The sequence below is a fragment of the Paraburkholderia sp. A3BS-1L genome, assembly GCF_051125215.1.
Taxonomy (GTDB): Bacteria; Pseudomonadota; Gammaproteobacteria; order Burkholderiales; family Burkholderiaceae; genus Paraburkholderia.
Map to the genome: position 1 here is coordinate 567,196 of NZ_CP120444.1, position 16,565 is coordinate 583,760.

At 63.3% G+C, this 16,565-nt stretch carries 15 protein-coding genes and 2 pseudogenes; 9 read left to right on the top strand and 8 right to left on the bottom strand.

The window, feature by feature from the left end:
* Nucleotides 1-21 precede the first annotated feature (21 nt).
* The 5 genes from P5W99_RS27730 to P5W99_RS27750 form a co-directional block, all read right to left on the bottom strand.
* Nucleotides 22-1,143 (bottom strand): porin, encoded by a 1,122-nt coding sequence (locus P5W99_RS27730; protein ID WP_421027965.1) that lies wholly within the window; start codon nt 1,141-1,143, stop codon nt 22-24.
* 189 nt (nt 1,144-1,332) lie between these two features.
* Nucleotides 1,333-2,127: a TauD/TfdA dioxygenase family protein gene (locus P5W99_RS27735; protein WP_434665329.1), complete on the bottom strand. Its 795-nt coding sequence runs from the start codon at nt 2,125-2,127 to the stop codon at nt 1,333-1,335.
* Nucleotides 2,128-2,175: 48 nt separating this feature from the next.
* Nucleotides 2,176-3,147 carry a quinone oxidoreductase family protein gene (locus P5W99_RS27740; protein ID WP_434665332.1) on the bottom strand — a complete coding sequence of 324 codons (972 nt, stop codon included), beginning with the start codon at nt 3,145-3,147 and terminating at the stop codon, nt 2,176-2,178.
* Between the two features lie 38 nt (nt 3,148-3,185).
* Nucleotides 3,186-3,551 (bottom strand): hypothetical protein, encoded by a 366-nt coding sequence (locus P5W99_RS27745; RefSeq protein WP_421027968.1) that lies wholly within the window; start codon nt 3,549-3,551, stop codon nt 3,186-3,188.
* Entirely contained in the window at nt 3,541-4,002 is a 462-nt protein-coding gene (locus P5W99_RS27750; RefSeq protein WP_421027969.1) for a hypothetical protein, read from the bottom strand. Before P5W99_RS27750 ends, P5W99_RS27745 begins: the two co-directional genes overlap by 11 nt.
* A gap of 241 nt (nt 4,003-4,243) precedes the next feature.
* Between P5W99_RS27750 and P5W99_RS27755 the strand changes: the two genes are divergently transcribed.
* The 7 genes and pseudogenes from P5W99_RS27755 to P5W99_RS27785 form a co-directional block, all read left to right on the top strand.
* Nucleotides 4,244-4,534 (top strand): UxaA family hydrolase, encoded by a 291-nt coding sequence (locus P5W99_RS27755; protein WP_421027970.1) that lies wholly within the window; start codon nt 4,244-4,246, stop codon nt 4,532-4,534.
* Nucleotides 4,535-4,538: 4 nt separating this feature from the next.
* The gene (locus tag P5W99_RS27760; RefSeq protein WP_421028057.1) at nt 4,539-5,693 is read left to right on the top strand and encodes a UxaA family hydrolase; all 1,155 of its coding nucleotides are present in this window, start codon (nt 4,539-4,541) and stop codon (nt 5,691-5,693) included.
* Between the two features lie 6 nt (nt 5,694-5,699).
* Nucleotides 5,700-6,404: a GntR family transcriptional regulator gene (locus P5W99_RS27765; RefSeq protein ID WP_421027971.1), complete on the top strand. Its 705-nt coding sequence runs from the start codon at nt 5,700-5,702 to the stop codon at nt 6,402-6,404.
* The gene (locus P5W99_RS27770; RefSeq protein WP_421027972.1) at nt 6,401-7,414 is read left to right on the top strand and encodes an Ldh family oxidoreductase; all 1,014 of its coding nucleotides are present in this window, start codon (nt 6,401-6,403) and stop codon (nt 7,412-7,414) included. The genes P5W99_RS27765 and P5W99_RS27770 overlap by 4 nt, the downstream gene beginning before the upstream one ends.
* Before the next feature lie 81 nt (nt 7,415-7,495).
* Nucleotides 7,496-11,071, top strand: coding sequence for an indolepyruvate ferredoxin oxidoreductase family protein (locus P5W99_RS27775; protein ID WP_421027973.1), 3,576 nt, complete (start codon nt 7,496-7,498; stop codon nt 11,069-11,071).
* 143 nt (nt 11,072-11,214) lie between these two features.
* Nucleotides 11,215-12,537 (top strand): MFS transporter, encoded by a 1,323-nt coding sequence (locus tag P5W99_RS27780; RefSeq protein WP_421027974.1) that lies wholly within the window; start codon nt 11,215-11,217, stop codon nt 12,535-12,537.
* 41 nt (nt 12,538-12,578) lie between these two features.
* Nucleotides 12,579-12,755: pseudogene (locus P5W99_RS27785) on the top strand (3-hydroxyacyl-CoA dehydrogenase NAD-binding domain-containing protein); the annotation flags it as partial.
* Nucleotides 12,756-13,077: 322 nt separating this feature from the next.
* Here the strand turns inward: P5W99_RS27785 and P5W99_RS27790 are convergent.
* A pseudogene (locus P5W99_RS27790) lies at nt 13,078-13,197 on the bottom strand (IS5/IS1182 family transposase); the annotation flags it as partial.
* The gene (locus tag P5W99_RS27795) at nt 13,188-13,820 is read right to left on the bottom strand and encodes a TetR/AcrR family transcriptional regulator (protein ID WP_421027975.1); all 633 of its coding nucleotides are present in this window, start codon (nt 13,818-13,820) and stop codon (nt 13,188-13,190) included. The gene P5W99_RS27795 and the pseudogene P5W99_RS27790, both read right to left, overlap by 10 nt.
* Nucleotides 13,821-14,111: 291 nt before the next feature.
* Here P5W99_RS27795 and P5W99_RS27800 point away from each other — a divergent pair, with 291 nt between their 5' ends.
* Complete coding sequence (locus P5W99_RS27800; RefSeq protein ID WP_421027976.1) at nt 14,112-15,005, top strand: NAD(P)/FAD-dependent oxidoreductase; 894 nt, start codon at nt 14,112-14,114, stop codon at nt 15,003-15,005.
* On the opposite strand, the gene P5W99_RS27805 is transcribed toward P5W99_RS27800, so the two are convergent.
* Nucleotides 14,900-15,301, bottom strand: a complete 402-nt coding sequence (locus P5W99_RS27805; RefSeq protein WP_421027977.1) for a DUF736 family protein — start codon at nt 15,299-15,301, stop codon at nt 14,900-14,902. The genes P5W99_RS27800 and P5W99_RS27805 overlap by 106 nt on opposite strands.
* Here P5W99_RS27805 and P5W99_RS27810 point away from each other — a divergent pair.
* Nucleotides 15,300-16,163: a class I SAM-dependent methyltransferase gene (locus P5W99_RS27810; protein WP_434665337.1), complete on the top strand. Its 864-nt coding sequence runs from the start codon at nt 15,300-15,302 to the stop codon at nt 16,161-16,163. The two genes, P5W99_RS27805 and P5W99_RS27810, sit on opposite strands and share 2 nt — an antisense overlap.
* The last annotated feature ends 402 nt before the right edge of the window (nt 16,164-16,565 follow it).

Here is a 16,565-nt window from a genome sequence, read left to right on the forward strand (position 1 = left end):
TCGGTACAGACACATTCCTGATCAGAATAGATGCCGGAGGCCGATCTCCACGCCGAGCTGATTTGACCCGGGATGCGGCGCTGCAGGGACCGCGCTGGAAGCCGAAACTGAGTAGATGCCCTGCTTGCCGCTGTTTTTCATGTAGGCGAACACGCCATAGACGGCCGTGCGCTTGCTGAGGTTGTAGTTCGCCCGCAAGGTACCCATCGTGCCGGTCGCGTCGTAGGCGCTGCTGTGGACATGCGCGATCTGACCATCGAAGACCCATGCGCTATACGGCACCGACGCACCGAGGTATTCGATATCGACCCGCGCCGAGCGGGCATCGCCCTCGACCATACGATGCAGCCATCCGGCGCCCACCCGCACGGACCTGATGTTGAAATACCCATCCAGCTGGTAGCGCCGGTCGGTGTCGCCGGACTTCGTGAAGGCGATACCCGGCACACCCGGAACGATCGTGACCGGCGTCGCGCCCGCACCGCCGCGTTGCTCGTCGTAGGTCGCCGCGGCGCCCCATGCGTTGCCGTCGTACTTGAGCATGGCGGAAATGGCGCGACAGGCGAGGAAGTCATTGGCCGTCTGCCCTGCGCAATTTCCCGCCGCGCTGGAATCGCGGCCGAACGAATAGCTGGCGCCGACCGTCAGGCCAGAAAACGTGCCCATGTACACCACGTCGTTGTCGAAACGCGCGGCAAGCAGATAAGGATCGAACGATGCGAGCCCGCCAAATCCTCCCGCGCCCATGATGTTCGACTCCGCCATGCCCCAGTTCGTCATGCTGTACTGGCGGCCGAACGTAAGCTGCCCCCACGGGCCGCTCACGCCGACATAGGACTGCCGGCCAAACAGCCGGCCACCTTGCTGTAATGCCCCGTTCGACGCGGAAAATCCGCTTTCGAGCGTGAAGACCGTTTTGAGGCCCCCGCCCAGGTCTTCCGCGCCTTTGATGCCCCAGCGCGACGGCACGTCGCCTCCCCCGATCACCGGCATTCGCACAACCGAACCTCCCGTCGGCGTGGCATGCGTGATGAACTCGACACCCGTATCGACGATCCCGTAGAGCGTGACCGAGCTCTGCGCAAATGCCGGCGCGGATGCCATCGCAGTGACGGCGAACGCCGCAAGCCCCTTCTTCTTCATCAGATCTCCTCCAGCGCGGGCGCACGGCCACGCATTCCACGACGGCATATCGGCTGCGACGCCCCTTGAAATTGCATGCAACCTGTCACGATATCCGGCACGGCTCTTATGATTAGCAATCCTGTTTATATTGCAGACGCTGAATGCCCGAAAAATGCACGCTGCGGAAGACTCCGCAGCGTGCCCGGGTCAGACGGGCACTTCGCCTTCGAGCGTGATCCGGTTCAGCACACGTTCCGCCTCGCCGTAGTCATGCACGGCGTAGTGCATCGTGCAGCGGTTATCCCACATCACCACGTCGCCGGCCTGCCACATGTGGCGGTAGACGTTGTCGGGCGTCGTCGAGTGCTCGTACAGGAAGTCGAGCAGCGGACGGCTTTCGGCGACGGTCATGCCCTCGATCTGTTTGGCCGTTTCCGGGTGGCCGACATAGAGCGCCTTGCGCTGCGTTTCGGGGTGGGTTCGCACGATCGGATGAACCGCTTCGGGGACCTTGTCGATGTTTCTCATGCGCGCCAGTCGCAGGCCGGCAAAGCGTGCGCGCAGGCCTTCGAGCATGCGCTGCATGGTCGGCGACAGACGCTCGTACGACACGTACTGGTTGCACCACATCGTGTCGCCGCCGTGCGGCACAACGACGGCCGAGAGGATCGAGATCTTCGGCGGCACCGGCGTATAGATCGAGTCCGAATGCCATGCTTCCGTCGAAGCCGTTTCCTTTGGAATCTTCGTGACCTGGATCAGGCCGGGGAAACCGGGCACCGGCGGATCGAGCGGGTTGTTCTGGGCGGGATTGCCCCAGAGCTTCGCAAATTCGATATGTGCGGCCGGCTGCAGGAACTGCCCACGGAAGACCAGCACACCGTGGTCGAGAAATGCGCGATGCAGCACGTCAAACGTATCGCGGTTAATGGGCTCGTTCAGGCTGACGCCTTCGACCAGCCCGCCGGTCGTGCCCGTCAGCGGGGTAATCCGGATGCTCATCCATGTCTCCTGTGTGTTGACGCTATGCGTCACTTTTCGTCGGATTCGTCACGCCACCGTCAGCACGATCTTGCCGACGTGCTGATCGAGTTGCATGTACGCGTGTGCTTCGCCAATCGCATCGATCGAAAAGGTTCGATCAATCGGCAGCCGGATACGGCCCGCTTCCAGCGCGGGCAGCAGATCGCGCGCGCAGGCCTGAATGCATTCGAGCCGCTCCGCTTCGGTGCGCGTGCGAAACGTCACGCCGATCAGTTTCAGGCGCTTGAGCCACAGCTTTGCCAGGTCGATCTGCGCAGTCGGGGAACCCACGCGCGCGATCTGAACCAGTCTGCCCTTCACCGCGAGGCTATCCATGTTCGCCTCGAATACCGGGCCGCCCAGAGTATCGATGACGACGTCCACACCGCGCCCAGCCGTCGCTGCCATCACGGCTTCCACCTGCGATTCGCGCGACGAGTCGATGCCCACGTCCACGCCGAACTGGCTCAGTTTGTCGAGCTTCGCAGCGGAGCGGGACGTCGCGATCACCGGCTTCGCCCCGAGCACCGAGGCAATCTGGATGGCCGCCATGGCCACGCCACCCGACGCCCCGTTGACCAGAATCGATTCGCCCTCGCGGAGCTGGCCGTTGGTCGCGACGGCGTCGTGCGCCGTGATAAACACGTTGGGAAACGCGGCCGCGTCGATCCAGGAGAGGTTGTCAGGCACACGCATCAATGCCCGCGGGTCTGCGATCACGTATTCCGCCTGGCAGTTGCGCCCGTGACCCATCACCCGGTCGCCCTTGCGCCAGAGCGTCACACCCTCTCCGACCTGCTCCACTTCACCGGCGAACTCGACGCCGGCGGTAATCGCGCTGCCCGAGCGCAGTTCGCCCGCCTGCTTGATCTCGCCGCGATTCAGCCCCGTAGCGCGCACCCTGACCAGCACCTGTCCCGCGCCGACCTGCGGCACGGGAATATCCAGAACTTCCACTCTGCCACCATCGGGCGTCGGTGTCACACGAACTGCTTTCACTATTCCTTTCTCCTCTAATTGAATTCGCCCCTACGCGATCAACCGGCGGCCGTCACCTTACTGCGGATAACCGACAACAGCGCGAGCGCACGATCCGCAGCTGCCTCGGCGCCGGGCCAGTTTCCGCGCACGAATGGCGGACGCAGGTCTTCGATCTCCGAGAGCGCGCGAACCGTTTCATCAGCGGCAACACACAGTCGCCGGTATTCGTTCACCGTCAGCAGATAACTGTGAAATACATCGCCCGTTGGCTGCGTGACACCCATGCGGTGCAGTGCGGCGTTCAGCCAGTGTGTACCCGCGAGCATTGCGCCTTCTATCTTCATCTCCCAGTCGTTCGCGCCGCACTTTTGCAGCGACCGCTCGATACGCGTTGCGGCCGCCAGGTGCTGTTCAAAGTCCATGCCCATCCCCTTTCAAGCGATTGTCCAAGAGCAGCAGACACTGCCTGAGTGCCGCATCGCACTCCTCAACAATCGCGGCTGTCGGCGTCCGCCCCTCACGCACGCATGGATCCCGGTGCCGCTCGATCGTTTCCATCAGGTGCATCATCGACGCCACGTCTTCTGGCACTCGTGCCTCGATGACCGGACGCCCGACATGCAATATGTCTCCGACCGACCGGAACGCTGCCCTCAATCCACCGTCGCACTGGGGAACGAGATAAACGCCCGGCTGCGTCGGATACATGTCGTCACTCGCGGTAATGCCGCCATGATGGAGTGCCGCGTTCACCGCGTGCGTGCCGGCCGTCATGCCGGCCCAGAACCAGAGATCGAAATCCTGAAGCGGATCCATGCGGTTGCGTAAAGACTCCAGCCTCGCGATCTTCTCAAGGTGGGATTGCACATTCATCAGAATCTGTCTCCTCGCATTTGCGCCCCTGCAAGTGCAGCGGATGGTTTGAAAGATAGACGCCAGCCACATCCAAGTCAACACTTCTATATAGGAGTTCAGGAAAATACCTATATAGGAGTTGTTCGCACTCTCCTATGCTTCATTCACCGAGAGGTTGATTGAACGCATCGTTTCAAGGCCGATCGATCACCGTCAGGGTTTCCGCAATTTGTCTCAAGATATATATAGGAGTTGGATGATGCCCCGTGCCATCGTGCTTCACCCCTCGGACAACGTCGCGACGCTGCTCGATCCCGGCAAAGAGGGAGAACGCTGCATCCTGCAGGGCGAAGGATCCGGGCAGGTCACGTTGCGGCAGGACGTGCCCTTCGGACACAAGATCTGCATCGTGCAAACGGCTGCGGGCGACAAGGTGCTCAAGTACGGGCAGGTGATCGGCTCTGCGCGCAAGGCCCTCGTCGTCGGCGAGCACGCACATGTCCACAACATCGATTCCACCCGCGCTCGCGGCGATCTGAATACGAGGTAAGCAGATAATGAAGACGTTTTTTGGCTATCGGCGCGCGAATGGCGCTGTGGGTGTGCGCAACTGGGTCGCCGTCGTTTCTGTCATGGACAACTGCAATCCGGTGACGCGGTCGATTGCGGGCGCGGTCGAGGGCACGATCGCCGTCACCACGCTGTTTGTGCGCGGGCAGTTCGGCGCCGACCTGGACTTTGCGTACGAATCGATTGCCGGCCTGGGCCGCAATCCGAACATCGCCAGCGTGCTGCTGGTGGGACTCGAGGAATCCTCCACCGAGGAAGTCGCCGCCCGCATTCGGGCTACCGGCAAGCCCGTCGAGGCCGTGCACCTGCAGCCGCACGGCACCATTGACTGCATTGCGCAAGGCACGCGCAAGGCGCTGAAACTTTCGATCGAGGCCTCGCGCCTGCGTCGCGAAGCGTGCCCGGTGTCGGAACTGGTCGTCGGGGTCGAGTGTGGCGGGTCCGACACGACCTCCGGTCTCAGCTGCAATCCGGTTATCGGACGGATGGCGGACGAAATCATCGCCGAAGGCGGCACCGTGATCATTTCCGAAACCTCGGAGTTCATCGGCGCGGATCACCTGTTCGCCGCACGCGCCGTCGATGAATCGGTCAGGACCGCCTTCGTCGAGGCCGTTCGCAACATGGAGAATCTCGCGCTCGCCCGTGGCGTCGACATGCGCGACTCCCAGCCTTCGCCCGACAACAAGCGCGGCGGGCTGACCACGGTCGAGGAAAAAGCGCTGGGTGCGATGGCGAAGGCCGGCTCGAGCCCGCTCGTCGGGGTGCTCCGCTATGGCGAAGCCCCGCAGCGCAAGGGCCTGCACTTCATGGACGCACCGGCCGCGGCAGTCGAGAACCTGACCGGGCTTGCCGCCGCCGGTTGCCAGCTCACGTTCTTCGGCACCGGGGTCGGCAACCCGATCGGCAGTATGGTGGCGCCGACGATCAAGGTGTGTGGCAATATCCAGACCTTGCAAACGATGGCGGATAACATCGACTTCGACGCAAGCGGGATCCTTGAAAAAGGCATGAAAATTTCACAGATCGGCGACGAGCTGTTCCAGTACGCGATGGATGTCGCATCGGGTACACGTCTCGCAAGCGAGGTGCTGGACGTCAGGGAAACAGCGATCAGCCGTTTCGAACGCAGTCTCTGAGACAAAATGACCAAGCTATCCATGGTGTCGGACGCAATCATCCGGCACATCGAATCCCAGGCGCTTCGCGAGGGTGATCGCCTGCCCTCCGAGGGCGAACTGGCTGCAAGCCACGGCGTGAGCGTCGGCACCGTCCAGAAGGCACTCACGCAGCTCGTGCACTCGGGCGTCATCACGCGCGAGCAGGGCCGCGGCACGTTCGTCTCGGGCTCGCGCGTCGCGCCGGCCGATGTCCGTTACCTGCGCTTTCACGACGCCGACGGCAATGAGTTGCCCGCTTACGTGCATGCGCGCGCGGTCAAGCGTCTGAAGCGCAAGGGGCCATGGTCCGACTTCCTGGATGGCGAAGGTTATGTGCGCATCGATCGCGTAATCAGCGTCGGCGGGCGTTTCGATCTATATAGCGAGTTCTGGCTACGCGAGGAAGATTTCGCCGAGCTGGGTGGCGTGAACCGCGCCGCACTCGAAAAGAACCTGCGTGAGCTGGTCGCGCAACGTCTGTCTCTGCCGACGTTGCGCGTGGACCAGTGGATCCGGTTCGGCGAACTGCCTGCCGCTGCCGCGCGCGAACTGGGCCTCGAGTCCAAAGTGCCCGGATTCATCATGGAACTGCGTGGCTATACGCTGCGCAACCGGCCCCTTTACTACCAGTCGATCTATTCGGGGCCGTTTGCCGAACGACTGGTCATCCTCCGGGAGAATGGACAATGAACCAGCGCCTGCGTCCCGACGCGCTCGCCGAATGGACGGCGGCCGTGCTGGAAACCTGCGATGTACCACCGGAGCAGGCCACCGAGGCGGCATCGATGCTTGTTCGCAGTGAACTGCGCGGCTACAAGACACATGGCATGACGCGTCTCGCCTCGTACGTCGACCGGCTTCAGTCGAACGCCTTCAATCCCAGGCCACAAATGACCAGCCGCGCCTTTGCCGGCGGCATCGTTCTGGACGCGGATGGCGCGATGGGGCACGTTGCCGGCCCCCATGCCGTGCGCCTCGGGCTCGAAGCGCTCAAAACAAGCGCGTCGGTGCTGGTCGTGTTGCAGTCGTGCGCTCACCTGGGTGCGCTCGGCATTCATACGCTGCTCGCTGCCGAAGGCGGCGCCTTCAGCATGATGGGGCAGCACACCCCGCCAGCGCTGGCGATGGAAGGCTTTACCGGCGCGGCGATCGGACACAATCCGATCGCGTTCGGGTGCCCGGTGCCCGATGAGGCACCGATCGTGTTCGACGTCGCGTGCAGCGTCGCGGCGCGTGGCCATATCCTGCTTGCGGCGCGCGAGAACCAGCCCATTCCCGAGGGCTGGGCGCTCGATGCGGAAGGCTGCCCCACCACCGATGCGAAGCGTGCGCTGGACGGGTTCCTCGTGCCGATGGGCGGACACAAGGGCATTGGCATTGCAATGATGGTCGAATGCCTCGCTGGCGCGCTCACGGCCGGGGCACCTACTCCGCCCGTCAGTCGTGGCGACGCGATGCAAGGGGCGTTCCTCTGGCTGGTGAACCCCGCTAGCTGGGGTGGCCAACAGGCCTTCGGCGATTACATGCACAAATGGACGCAGGTTTATCTTGCAGCCGGCGGCGAGGATGCGAGGCTGCCCGGCAACCGCGGCGATGCAATGGAGCGCGCCGGACGCGAACGCGGCATCGCCCTGCCCCCGGCGATCATGCAGGAACTGATGTCGCTCGGCGAACGACTGCGCATCCGGTTTCCTGCGTAGGTTTATCGAATCTGGTGCTGGATTCCTTCCACGCCATTCGATTAGTTATCCATATCAAATATCTTGGCGAGTGTCAGTCACATGAATGCCCCCCTTACCGAATCGACCCGAAAGGCCATGGAGGTCGTCACGCTAGACGACAAATATTCACTGGAAACGGGGCGCGCCTTCATGAGCGGCGTGCAGGCACTGGTGCGCCTTCCACTGATGCAACGCCGGCGCGATGCACTCGCCGGCCATCAGAGCGCCGCCTTCATTTCCGGGTATCGCGGCTCGCCGCTTGGCACTTACGATCAGGCGCTCTGGCAGGCCAAAAGACATCTCGCAGAACAGCACGTGGTGTTCCAGCCGGGCGTCAACGAGGAACTGGGCGTGACGGCCGTCTGGGGCTCGCAGCAGGTCGAGTTCGACCGGGACAACAGGAAATACGACGGCGTGTTCGGCATCTGGTATGGCAAGGGCCCGGGTGTGGACCGCAGCGCGGACGCCCTCAAGCATGCCAACCTGGCCGGTACTGCGCCCCTTGGAGGCGTCATCGCACTGGCCGGGGATGACCACGTCTCCAAGAGCAGCACGCTCGCGCACCAGAGCGACCACACCTTCATCGCCTGCGGTCTGCCCGTGTTCTTTCCGTCGAGCGTGCAGGACATTCTCGACCTCGGCATCCATGCCTTTGCCATGAGCCGTTACAGCGGCCTGTGGGCGGGCATGAAGACCGTGCAGGAGGTGGTCGAATCGGGCGCGCCGGTCGAGACCGATTCGGAGCGCGTGCGCATCATCCTGCCCGACGATTTCGCGATGCCGGAAGGTGGCCTGCATATCCGCTGGCCCGACGCCCCGCTCGTCCAGGAAGCGCGGATGATGGAGTACAAGTGGCCGGCAGCCCTTGCCTATATCCGTGCGAACCGGCTGAATCACAATGTCATCGAGGGACCGCACGACCGGCTCGGCATCATCGCGACCGGCAAGGCGTACAGCGACACGCGTCAGGCACTGCTCGACCTCGGACTGGACGATGCGCGGTGCCGGGAACTCGGTATCCGCCTGCACAAGGTCAGCGTGGTGTGGCCGCTCGAACCACAAAGCGTGCGCGAATTTGCGCGTGGGCTGCGCGAAATCCTCGTGGTCGAGGAAAAGCGTCCGCTCGTGGAGCAACAGCTCAAAGACGAGCTCTACCATTACCCTTCCGACCTGCGTCCCGTCATCGTCGGCAAGTACCGTGACGACGGCACCAGCCATCGCGGGGGCGAATGGAGTCACTCCTCGCCGGGCGACGACTGGTTGCTGCGCGCGAAGGCCGATCTCTCCCCGTCGCTCGTCGCAAAGGCGGTCGCGAGCCGTCTGAAAAAGCTCGGCGTACCCGCGGATGTCGCCGCGCGCATGGATATCCGGCTCGCGGAAATCGACGCGCGCGAACGCGCCGCTTCCGAACCCGCCGGCGGCGCTGAACGGCTGCCCTGGTTCTGCCCGGGTTGCCCGCACAACACCAGCACCCGCGTGCCCGACGGTTCGCTCGCGACAGCGGGAATCGGATGCCACGGCATGGTGGTATGGATGGACCGCTCGACCACTTCCTGGTCGCAGATGGGCGGCGAAGGCGTTTCGTGGATGGGCCAGGCGCCATTCACGACGCGCAAGCACATGTTCGCGAACATCGGCGACGGCACGTACAACCACTCCGGACTGCTCGCCATCCGGCAATCGATTCATGCCCGCGTCAACATCACCTACAAAGTGCTCTTCAACAGCGCAGTGGCCATGACGGGCGGACAGCCCGTAGACGGTCAGCTCGACGTGCCCGGCATGACGCGCGAACTGGCCGCGGAGGGGGTAAAGCGCATCGTCGTGGTGGCCGATGATCCCGCAAAGTACACCGGAGTCGCGAACCTCGCGGAGGGAGTCACGGTGCGTCATCGGGACGAGCTCGATGCCGTGCAGCGCGAACTGCGCGAAGCGGAAGGCACCACCGTCATCATCTACGATCAGGTCTGCGCGACCAAGAAGCGCCGCGAGCGCAAGCGCGGCACGATGGCCGACCCTGCGAAGCGCGTCATCATCAATGAACTGGTCTGCGAAGGCTGCGGGGACTGCTCGGTCGAAAGCAACTGTGTTGCGGTGCAGCCTCTCGAGACCGAATTCGGCCGCAAGCGCGAGATCAACCAGAACACGTGCAACAAGGACTTCTCCTGTGTGAAGGGCTTCTGCCCGAGCTTCGTCACCGTCGAGGGCGGACAGCTCAGGAAGCCCCAGGCCGCGCGCAAGGCCGGACTCGCGGACATGCCTGCGCTGCCTGTGCCGCAGCTGCCCGATGCTGCCGTTGCATCGAGGATCGTGGTGGCCGGCGTGGGCGGGACCGGGGTCGTCACCATCGGCCAGGTGCTCGGCATGGCCGCGCACCTCGAAGGCAAAAGCGTGATCACGCAGGACGCAACCGGGATGGCCCAGATGGGCGGCGCCACCTGGAGTCACATCCAGATTGCCGGTGACGCAAGCGCCCTGCACGCTTCGCGAGTCGACGTGGCGATGGCGGATCTGGTGATCGCCTGCGACACCGTCGTCGGCGCGCAGAAGACGACACTGTCGACAATGCTGCCGGGCCGGACATACGTCGTGCTGAACAGCCACGCCACGCCCACCGCGGCGTTCGTGCGCAACCCCGACTGGAAGTCGCCGAACGACGAGGCCCTGGCGGCGATCTCGGCCGGCGTCGAACCCGACCATCTCGGAGTCTTCGACGCGGAACAGGTCGCGACCCAACTGCTCGGCCAGTCGATCTACTCGAACCTGATGCTGCTCGGTTATGCTTGGCAGAAGGGGCGCGTGCCGCTCTCGCGCGCCACGCTGATGCGCGCCATCGAGCTCAATGGCGTGCAGGTCGACAGCAATAAGGCGGCGTTCGAATGGGGCCGTCATTGTGCGCACCATTTCGCGAAGGTGCCGATGCAGGCCGCCGACGCCCAGGTAATCCAGTTCGCGAAGAAGCCGTCGGTGCATGAAATCATCAGCAAGCGCAGCGAGTTTCTCATCAGCTACCAGAACCGCGCTTACGCCGATCGCTATGCAGCATTTGTGGCGAAGGTGCAGCAAGCTGAGTCGCGCATTGGCGGTCACCGGCTGACCGAGACCGTCGCCCGATACCTGTTCAAGCTGATGGCGTACAAGGACGAATATGAGGTGGCGCGCCTGCACACGGATGCGGCATTCACGAAAAAGGTGGAGGGGATGTTCGAAGGCGACTTCAAACTGGTTCACCATCTCGCCCCGCCGCTCTTCGCGAAGCAGGATGCGAATGGCGAACCCGTCAAGCGGCCGTTCGGCCCGTGGGTCCGCAGCGCATTTCGCGTTCTCGCCGCACTGCGCGGCCTGCGCGGGACGTTCCTCGATCCGTTCGGCCACACCGGCGAACGCCGGACCGAACGTGAGCTCATCCGCGAATACCAGGCCTGCATCGAGGAAATCCTGCCTGTGCTTTCGAAATCCAACCTGACGCTCGCGCTGGATATCGCGAGCCTTCCCGAAGGTATCCGGGGTTACGGCCACGTCAAGGGGCGCAACCTGGACGCGGTGCGCACGAAATGGACCGCTCTCATGCAGCAGTGGCGCCTGGCGAAAACGTCCAGGTCCACACCCGCCGTCGGCAACGGCGTCGCACGCTGACGGATAGCCTCACGTTCAGTTGATGGAAAAACGAGTCCGGCGGACGGCCCTGGACGGTGCCGCCATCCAGACGTGCAATACAGGCACCTATCCGCCAAAGAGCGGGCAACTACTGGCCTCGCCAGACAAATCAGGAGACACTCATGTCGAACCCCCGTGTCGCGCCCGGCGCTCATCCTCCCATGACGTCGTCCACATCGGCATCCCGGCCTCTTTCCAAACCCATGGTCATCGCGGCGATAACCGTAGGTAGCGGCCTCGAACTGTACGACTCGGTCGTCTACAACTTCTTCGCCACGCTGATCGGCCCGCTCTATTTCCCCGTGACCGATCGCGTGGGCCAGCTGCTGCTGTCGTTTGCGGCGTTCGGGGTCGGCTATGTGATGCGGCCGGTCGGCGGGCTGGTCATCGGAGCATATGCCGACCGCGTCGGACGCAAGCCAGCTGTCGTACTCACGCTCTGGCTGATGGCGCTAAGCGCTGCGGTTCTCGTGTTGACGCCCACCTATGCGCAGATCGGTATTGCCGCGCCTATCCTGATGACGGCCGCGCGACTGCTCCAGGGTTTTGCCATCGGCGGCGAAATGGGCCCCGCAAGCGCCATGCTTCTCGAGTATGCGGACGACCGGTCACGGGGCTTCTACACGAGCTGGCAACCCTTCAGCCAGGGGCTTGCCGCAGTCTTCGCGGCGCTCGTCGCGCTCGCGCTGGCGAACCTCCTGACGCCGCCCGCGCTGACTTCCTGGGGATGGCGCGTCGCTTTCGTGATTGGCGTGCTTGTCATCCCGATCAGCGTAATGATCCGCAGCCGTCTCGACGAAACGCTGGTGCCCACGAAGTGGGGGGACAGCACCGCCGAAACGCACTGGCAGCTCGCCACGCGTCACTGGCGCGCGCTGGTCGCGACGGTGCTGCTCATGATCGGGCTCGCCTCCGCCGTGCATATGGTCGTCTTTTATCTGCCGAACTATGCCGCGATTGAACTGCATATTCCGCTCTCACGGTCGATCTGGGCCGGATTCGTCGGCTCCCTGCTGCTGGTGATCCTCTCCCCGTTCTCCGGCTGGCTGAGCGATCGGATCGGCCGCCGCACGGTTGTGTGGTGGTCTCGAATTGCGATGCTGGTGTTGATCTACCCGGCCTTCCTGATGTTGAACAGTCATCCATCGCTCTCCACCGTGCTGGGCGTTGCGGCTATGCTCGGCGTGCCGATGGCGATGACTTCGCCGGCCACGCTTGTGCTCGTCAGCGAGGTGCTGCCGCAGCGTCTTCGGGCCACGGGGCTCTCGGTCAGCTATTACGTTGCTACCGTCATCTTCGGCAGCTTCTCCCAGTTTTTCTCGACGCTGCTGATTCACCTGACCCACAATGCCGATTCACCGGCGTTCTACGTGATCGGCTGCGGTTTGCTCTCGCTGGTCGGCCTGGCGATGGTTCCGGAAACGATGGGTCGCCGCCTGAAGTAGCCAATCTTCGAGAACATCCGGCATGGCAGGATTTCATGCACATGCAAACTGAATCGATCGGTATCGTTCGCGCTGGCACGATGGGCAACGGGATCGCCCAGACCGCCGCCATCGCCGGGTTGAAGGTCGTCATGATCGACGTGACCGAGGCCGCCCTCTCCAGAGGAGTGGCGAGCCTCAGCAGCAGTCTCGAGCGACTGGTTACGAAGGGCAAGCTTGATCCGGTGTCCAACGCCTCTCCTGTTCGATCTTGATGCGCCCCGGGGCGGCGCATCGCGCGAGATCAATGGAACGCGGTAAGGTCGCGCGCCGCTGCCATGCTTCTCGCAGTAGGCAAGGTATCGCTGCAACGCTGTTTTCCAGTTCTCGATGGCCACCACCTTGTCGCTCCCGTCGAGGAAGACGAGATCGCCAGTCACGATCACGAGCGACTGCACGTAGCCGCCCGTGCCTTCCGTGCTGACGATTTCAGGTGTGTGCGTCGAGGCCGCTGTTTCGTACATCACACTGCCCGGCCCCGCGACCCCGCGGCTTTTGCGCTCATGCAATGGTCTCGCGCATCAGTTGTTCGCGAGTCATCCACAGATTGCTCAGAGTAAACAGCGTGTGCAACTGCTGCGGCTTCTTCATCAACCCGCGATAGCGCACCTTTAGATGCGACCGTGCGCGGCGATGAACATGGCGACGGCCGACCGGCAATAGGATTCGATTTCGTTGTCGTCCTCTGCTCTCGCCTCATCGAAGCGTGCGATAAGCAGGAGATCGGATCCTTTGAAAAGCGCGGCAAACAAGCGGGCGGACCGGAGAGCATCGGGCACGTTCAGAATCGCCTTCGCGTGCAACTGACGCAACACGGCCTCGATCTGGGCGATGACATGGGCGGGCCCGGCTTCGTAATGGAGCTTGCTTAACGACTTTTGATTCGTCTTGTCGGCCAAAACCATGGCTTCGACACTGCGGACGTCCGGGCTCAACAGCGTGCGAAGCAGGGATGATCCCACCGCCATGAGCTGATCTTCGGCCGAACCGTCGACGCCTTCAGAAAGGGCCTGTGGTGCAAATTGATGGCAGCGGGCCACCATGGCCGCGCTGAACAACGCCTCCTTGTTCTCGAAGTGCCGATAGATGCTTAGCTTGGAAATCTTCGCCCGCTGGGCGACCTTGTCCATGGTCGTCGCTTGAAAACCCAATTCCACAAAGAGTTCGCAGGCGGCGTCGACTATCGTCTGGCGAAGCGCCTCGTTGGCGGGCCGGCCCCGCCGGCCCTGGCTGTTTTCAGTCATGACAATTACGGTACTTGACAGTATTCAAATTCTTGAATTACGATACCACTCAGTATCTTAAATGTGCAAACCAAGGGCAGGTCTCAACCGGTTGTCCGAATCAGGTTTCCCCGGGCCGCCCGGCGATAGCGAATGCGGCATTGTCCGACCGTTCAACACAGTGATGGGCCACTTTCTCGCCGATGCCGATGCCGAAACCCTGCCCGCCGGACGCCTCGAACGCGTATCGCCGGACGATATTGCACAGCACGCCCAGCCCACCCCTCCATCCACAACACGGAATCCATCACCATGGATGACGTCATCATCATCGGCGGCAGCTTTGCCGGCCTCGCCGCGTCCCTGCAGCTCGGCCGTGCCCGCCGCAAGGTCACGGTTCTCGATACCGGCCGGCCGCGCAACCGCTTTGCAGGCCACTCGCATGGCCTGCTCGGCCACGATCACAAGCCGCCATTGGACATCCTGGCCGAGGCGCGGCAGCAGCTGGCGCGCTATCCAACGATCAGGCTGGTCGATGCCCGGGCCGAGAGCGTGTCTGGCGCCGTCGACGATTTCTGCGTCGTCACTGACGATAACGAAAGCCTAAGGGCGCGCCGCCTGATCCTGAGCTATGGCGTCTCCGACCAGATGCCTGATGTTCCGGGCTTTGCCGAAAGCTGGGGTACGTCCATCGTGCCCTGCCCCTATTGCGACGGCTTTGAAGTCGCCGGCCAGCATTGGGGCCTCGTCTGGTCCGGCCCGCAGTCGCACCAGTCTGTCAGGCTGTTCCGCGATTGGACGGACAAGTTGACTGTGTTCGCCGATGGTCATGACATTGCGCCCGATATCCAGGCCGATCTGGCGCGCCGCAACGTACCTGTCGTCGATGGCCGGATCGTCGAGATCGCCCATCACAACGGCCATATCACCACCGTCAATCTCGATACCCGCCGCAATATCGCGGTCGACGTCCTGTTCGCCCAGCCGCGCAACAGGCCGTCCGCAAGCCTGCATGAATCGCTGGGCCTCGCCACGGTCGAAACGACCACCGGCATCGTCCTCAAGGTCGACGAGCGCCGCCAAACCAGCATGCCCGGCATCTACGCCGCTGGCGACCTTACCACGCCCTTCTTGCCCTCGGTCACCCAGGCATCATCGCAGGGCGCGATGGCGGGTATCGTCGCCCAGCAGTCGATGCTGGTTTGAGAGCACGGATTCCCTTCTCCCGTTGCGTCTTCGCTGTCGAAAAGGTTGGCGTAGATCGGCGCGGTGAAGTACTGATCGTCGAGATTGACGGAATGGCAGGAGCGGTTGTCCTTCGAGGTCTGGCGCCAGGCGGCACCGATCTCGATGCCTGAGACGATCACACGCAGGTCTTGCGCCTTATCGCAGGTGGAGGCGGGTTTGTTCGAGACGGTACGCACGTTGCCATCGGTTCGGCTCCCCGTTGCCTCGAACAAAGGGTAGCGAGTTAAGAACGAATCAGAACAAGGAGATGACATGGCAAAGGAAAATGCCTATCAGGTGGCCGACTGGAATGGTCAAAGCGGGGAGCGCTGGGTCGCCAACCAGGCCCGGCTCGACGCCATGGTGGCGGTGTTCGGCCACGCCGCGATAGAAGCCGCCGCGCCCATGACGGGCGAGCACGTGCTGGACGTCGGCTGCGGCGCGGGCGCGTCGAGTCTGGCTCTGGCCGCCTGCGTCGGCGCGGGGGGCCAGGTGCTCGGCGTGGACATATCCGAACCGCTGATCAGCCGGGCGCGCGCGCTAGTGCCACAGGATACGCCGGTCCTGTTCCAGGTGGCCGACGCCAGCAGCGCCGAGCTGCCCGAGGGCGCGTTCGACATCCTGTTCTCGCGTTTCGGGGTGATGTTCTTCGACGATCCGACAGCGGCGTTCGCCCATATGCGACGCGCGCTGCGGCCGGGCGGGCGGGTCGCTTTCGTCTGCTGGCGCGGCGCGGCCGAAAACGATTGGGTGCGCCTGCCGATGGGCGCGCTCAAGGGCATCGTCCCGCCAAGCGCGCTGCCCGATCCCGAAGCGCCCGGCCCATTTTCGTTCGGCGACCGGGGGCGCGTGGCACGCATCCTGACGGCGGCCGGCTTCACCGATATCGCTATCGCGCCCTTCGATGCTTCCGTCCCGTTCGGCGAGGGCGAGACGCGGGACGCGGCGATCGACGACGCGGTGAAGATGACGCTCGAGGTCGGCCCACTGTCGCGTGCGCTCGCTGATCAGCCCGACGACATCCGCGCCCGCGCCTCGGCCGCGGTTCGTGCCGCCTTCGCGGGCCTCCCCGGCGAGCGGTCGGTGATGATCGACGGCGCGGCGTGGATCGTCATGGCACGCAATCCGGCAAGCTGACAGGGATTAACAGGGGAGATGCCCCGCTCGGTGGAGCTGGGCGTCTTTGGGCGCTCAGACTGATGTCCCTTCTGGGTTTGGAAGCCGCCATTGGCGAGCTAGATGCCTTGACGGCGGGGTACAGCGTTTGCACGACACTCGAAAACGTTGGTGCACATGTTTAGGGATGCTATTCAAAATTTTTGCCGACCTGGCTGGTCGGAGAAGGTCTTTATACCGAACCTCGCGCTGCATTCGAGCCAGGTGCCGTACCGCTTGCACCGCATCGGCTCTATGTTGATGGCTCAGTGCGGGAAAACGAGTTCTGAACACGATCCCTAACGCGAAGCTGTTGCGACGCGTCGAGATCGTCATGACCATGGACGTCTGCAGCTGATTGCTCGTCGGCGCAGGGCGCGCCCG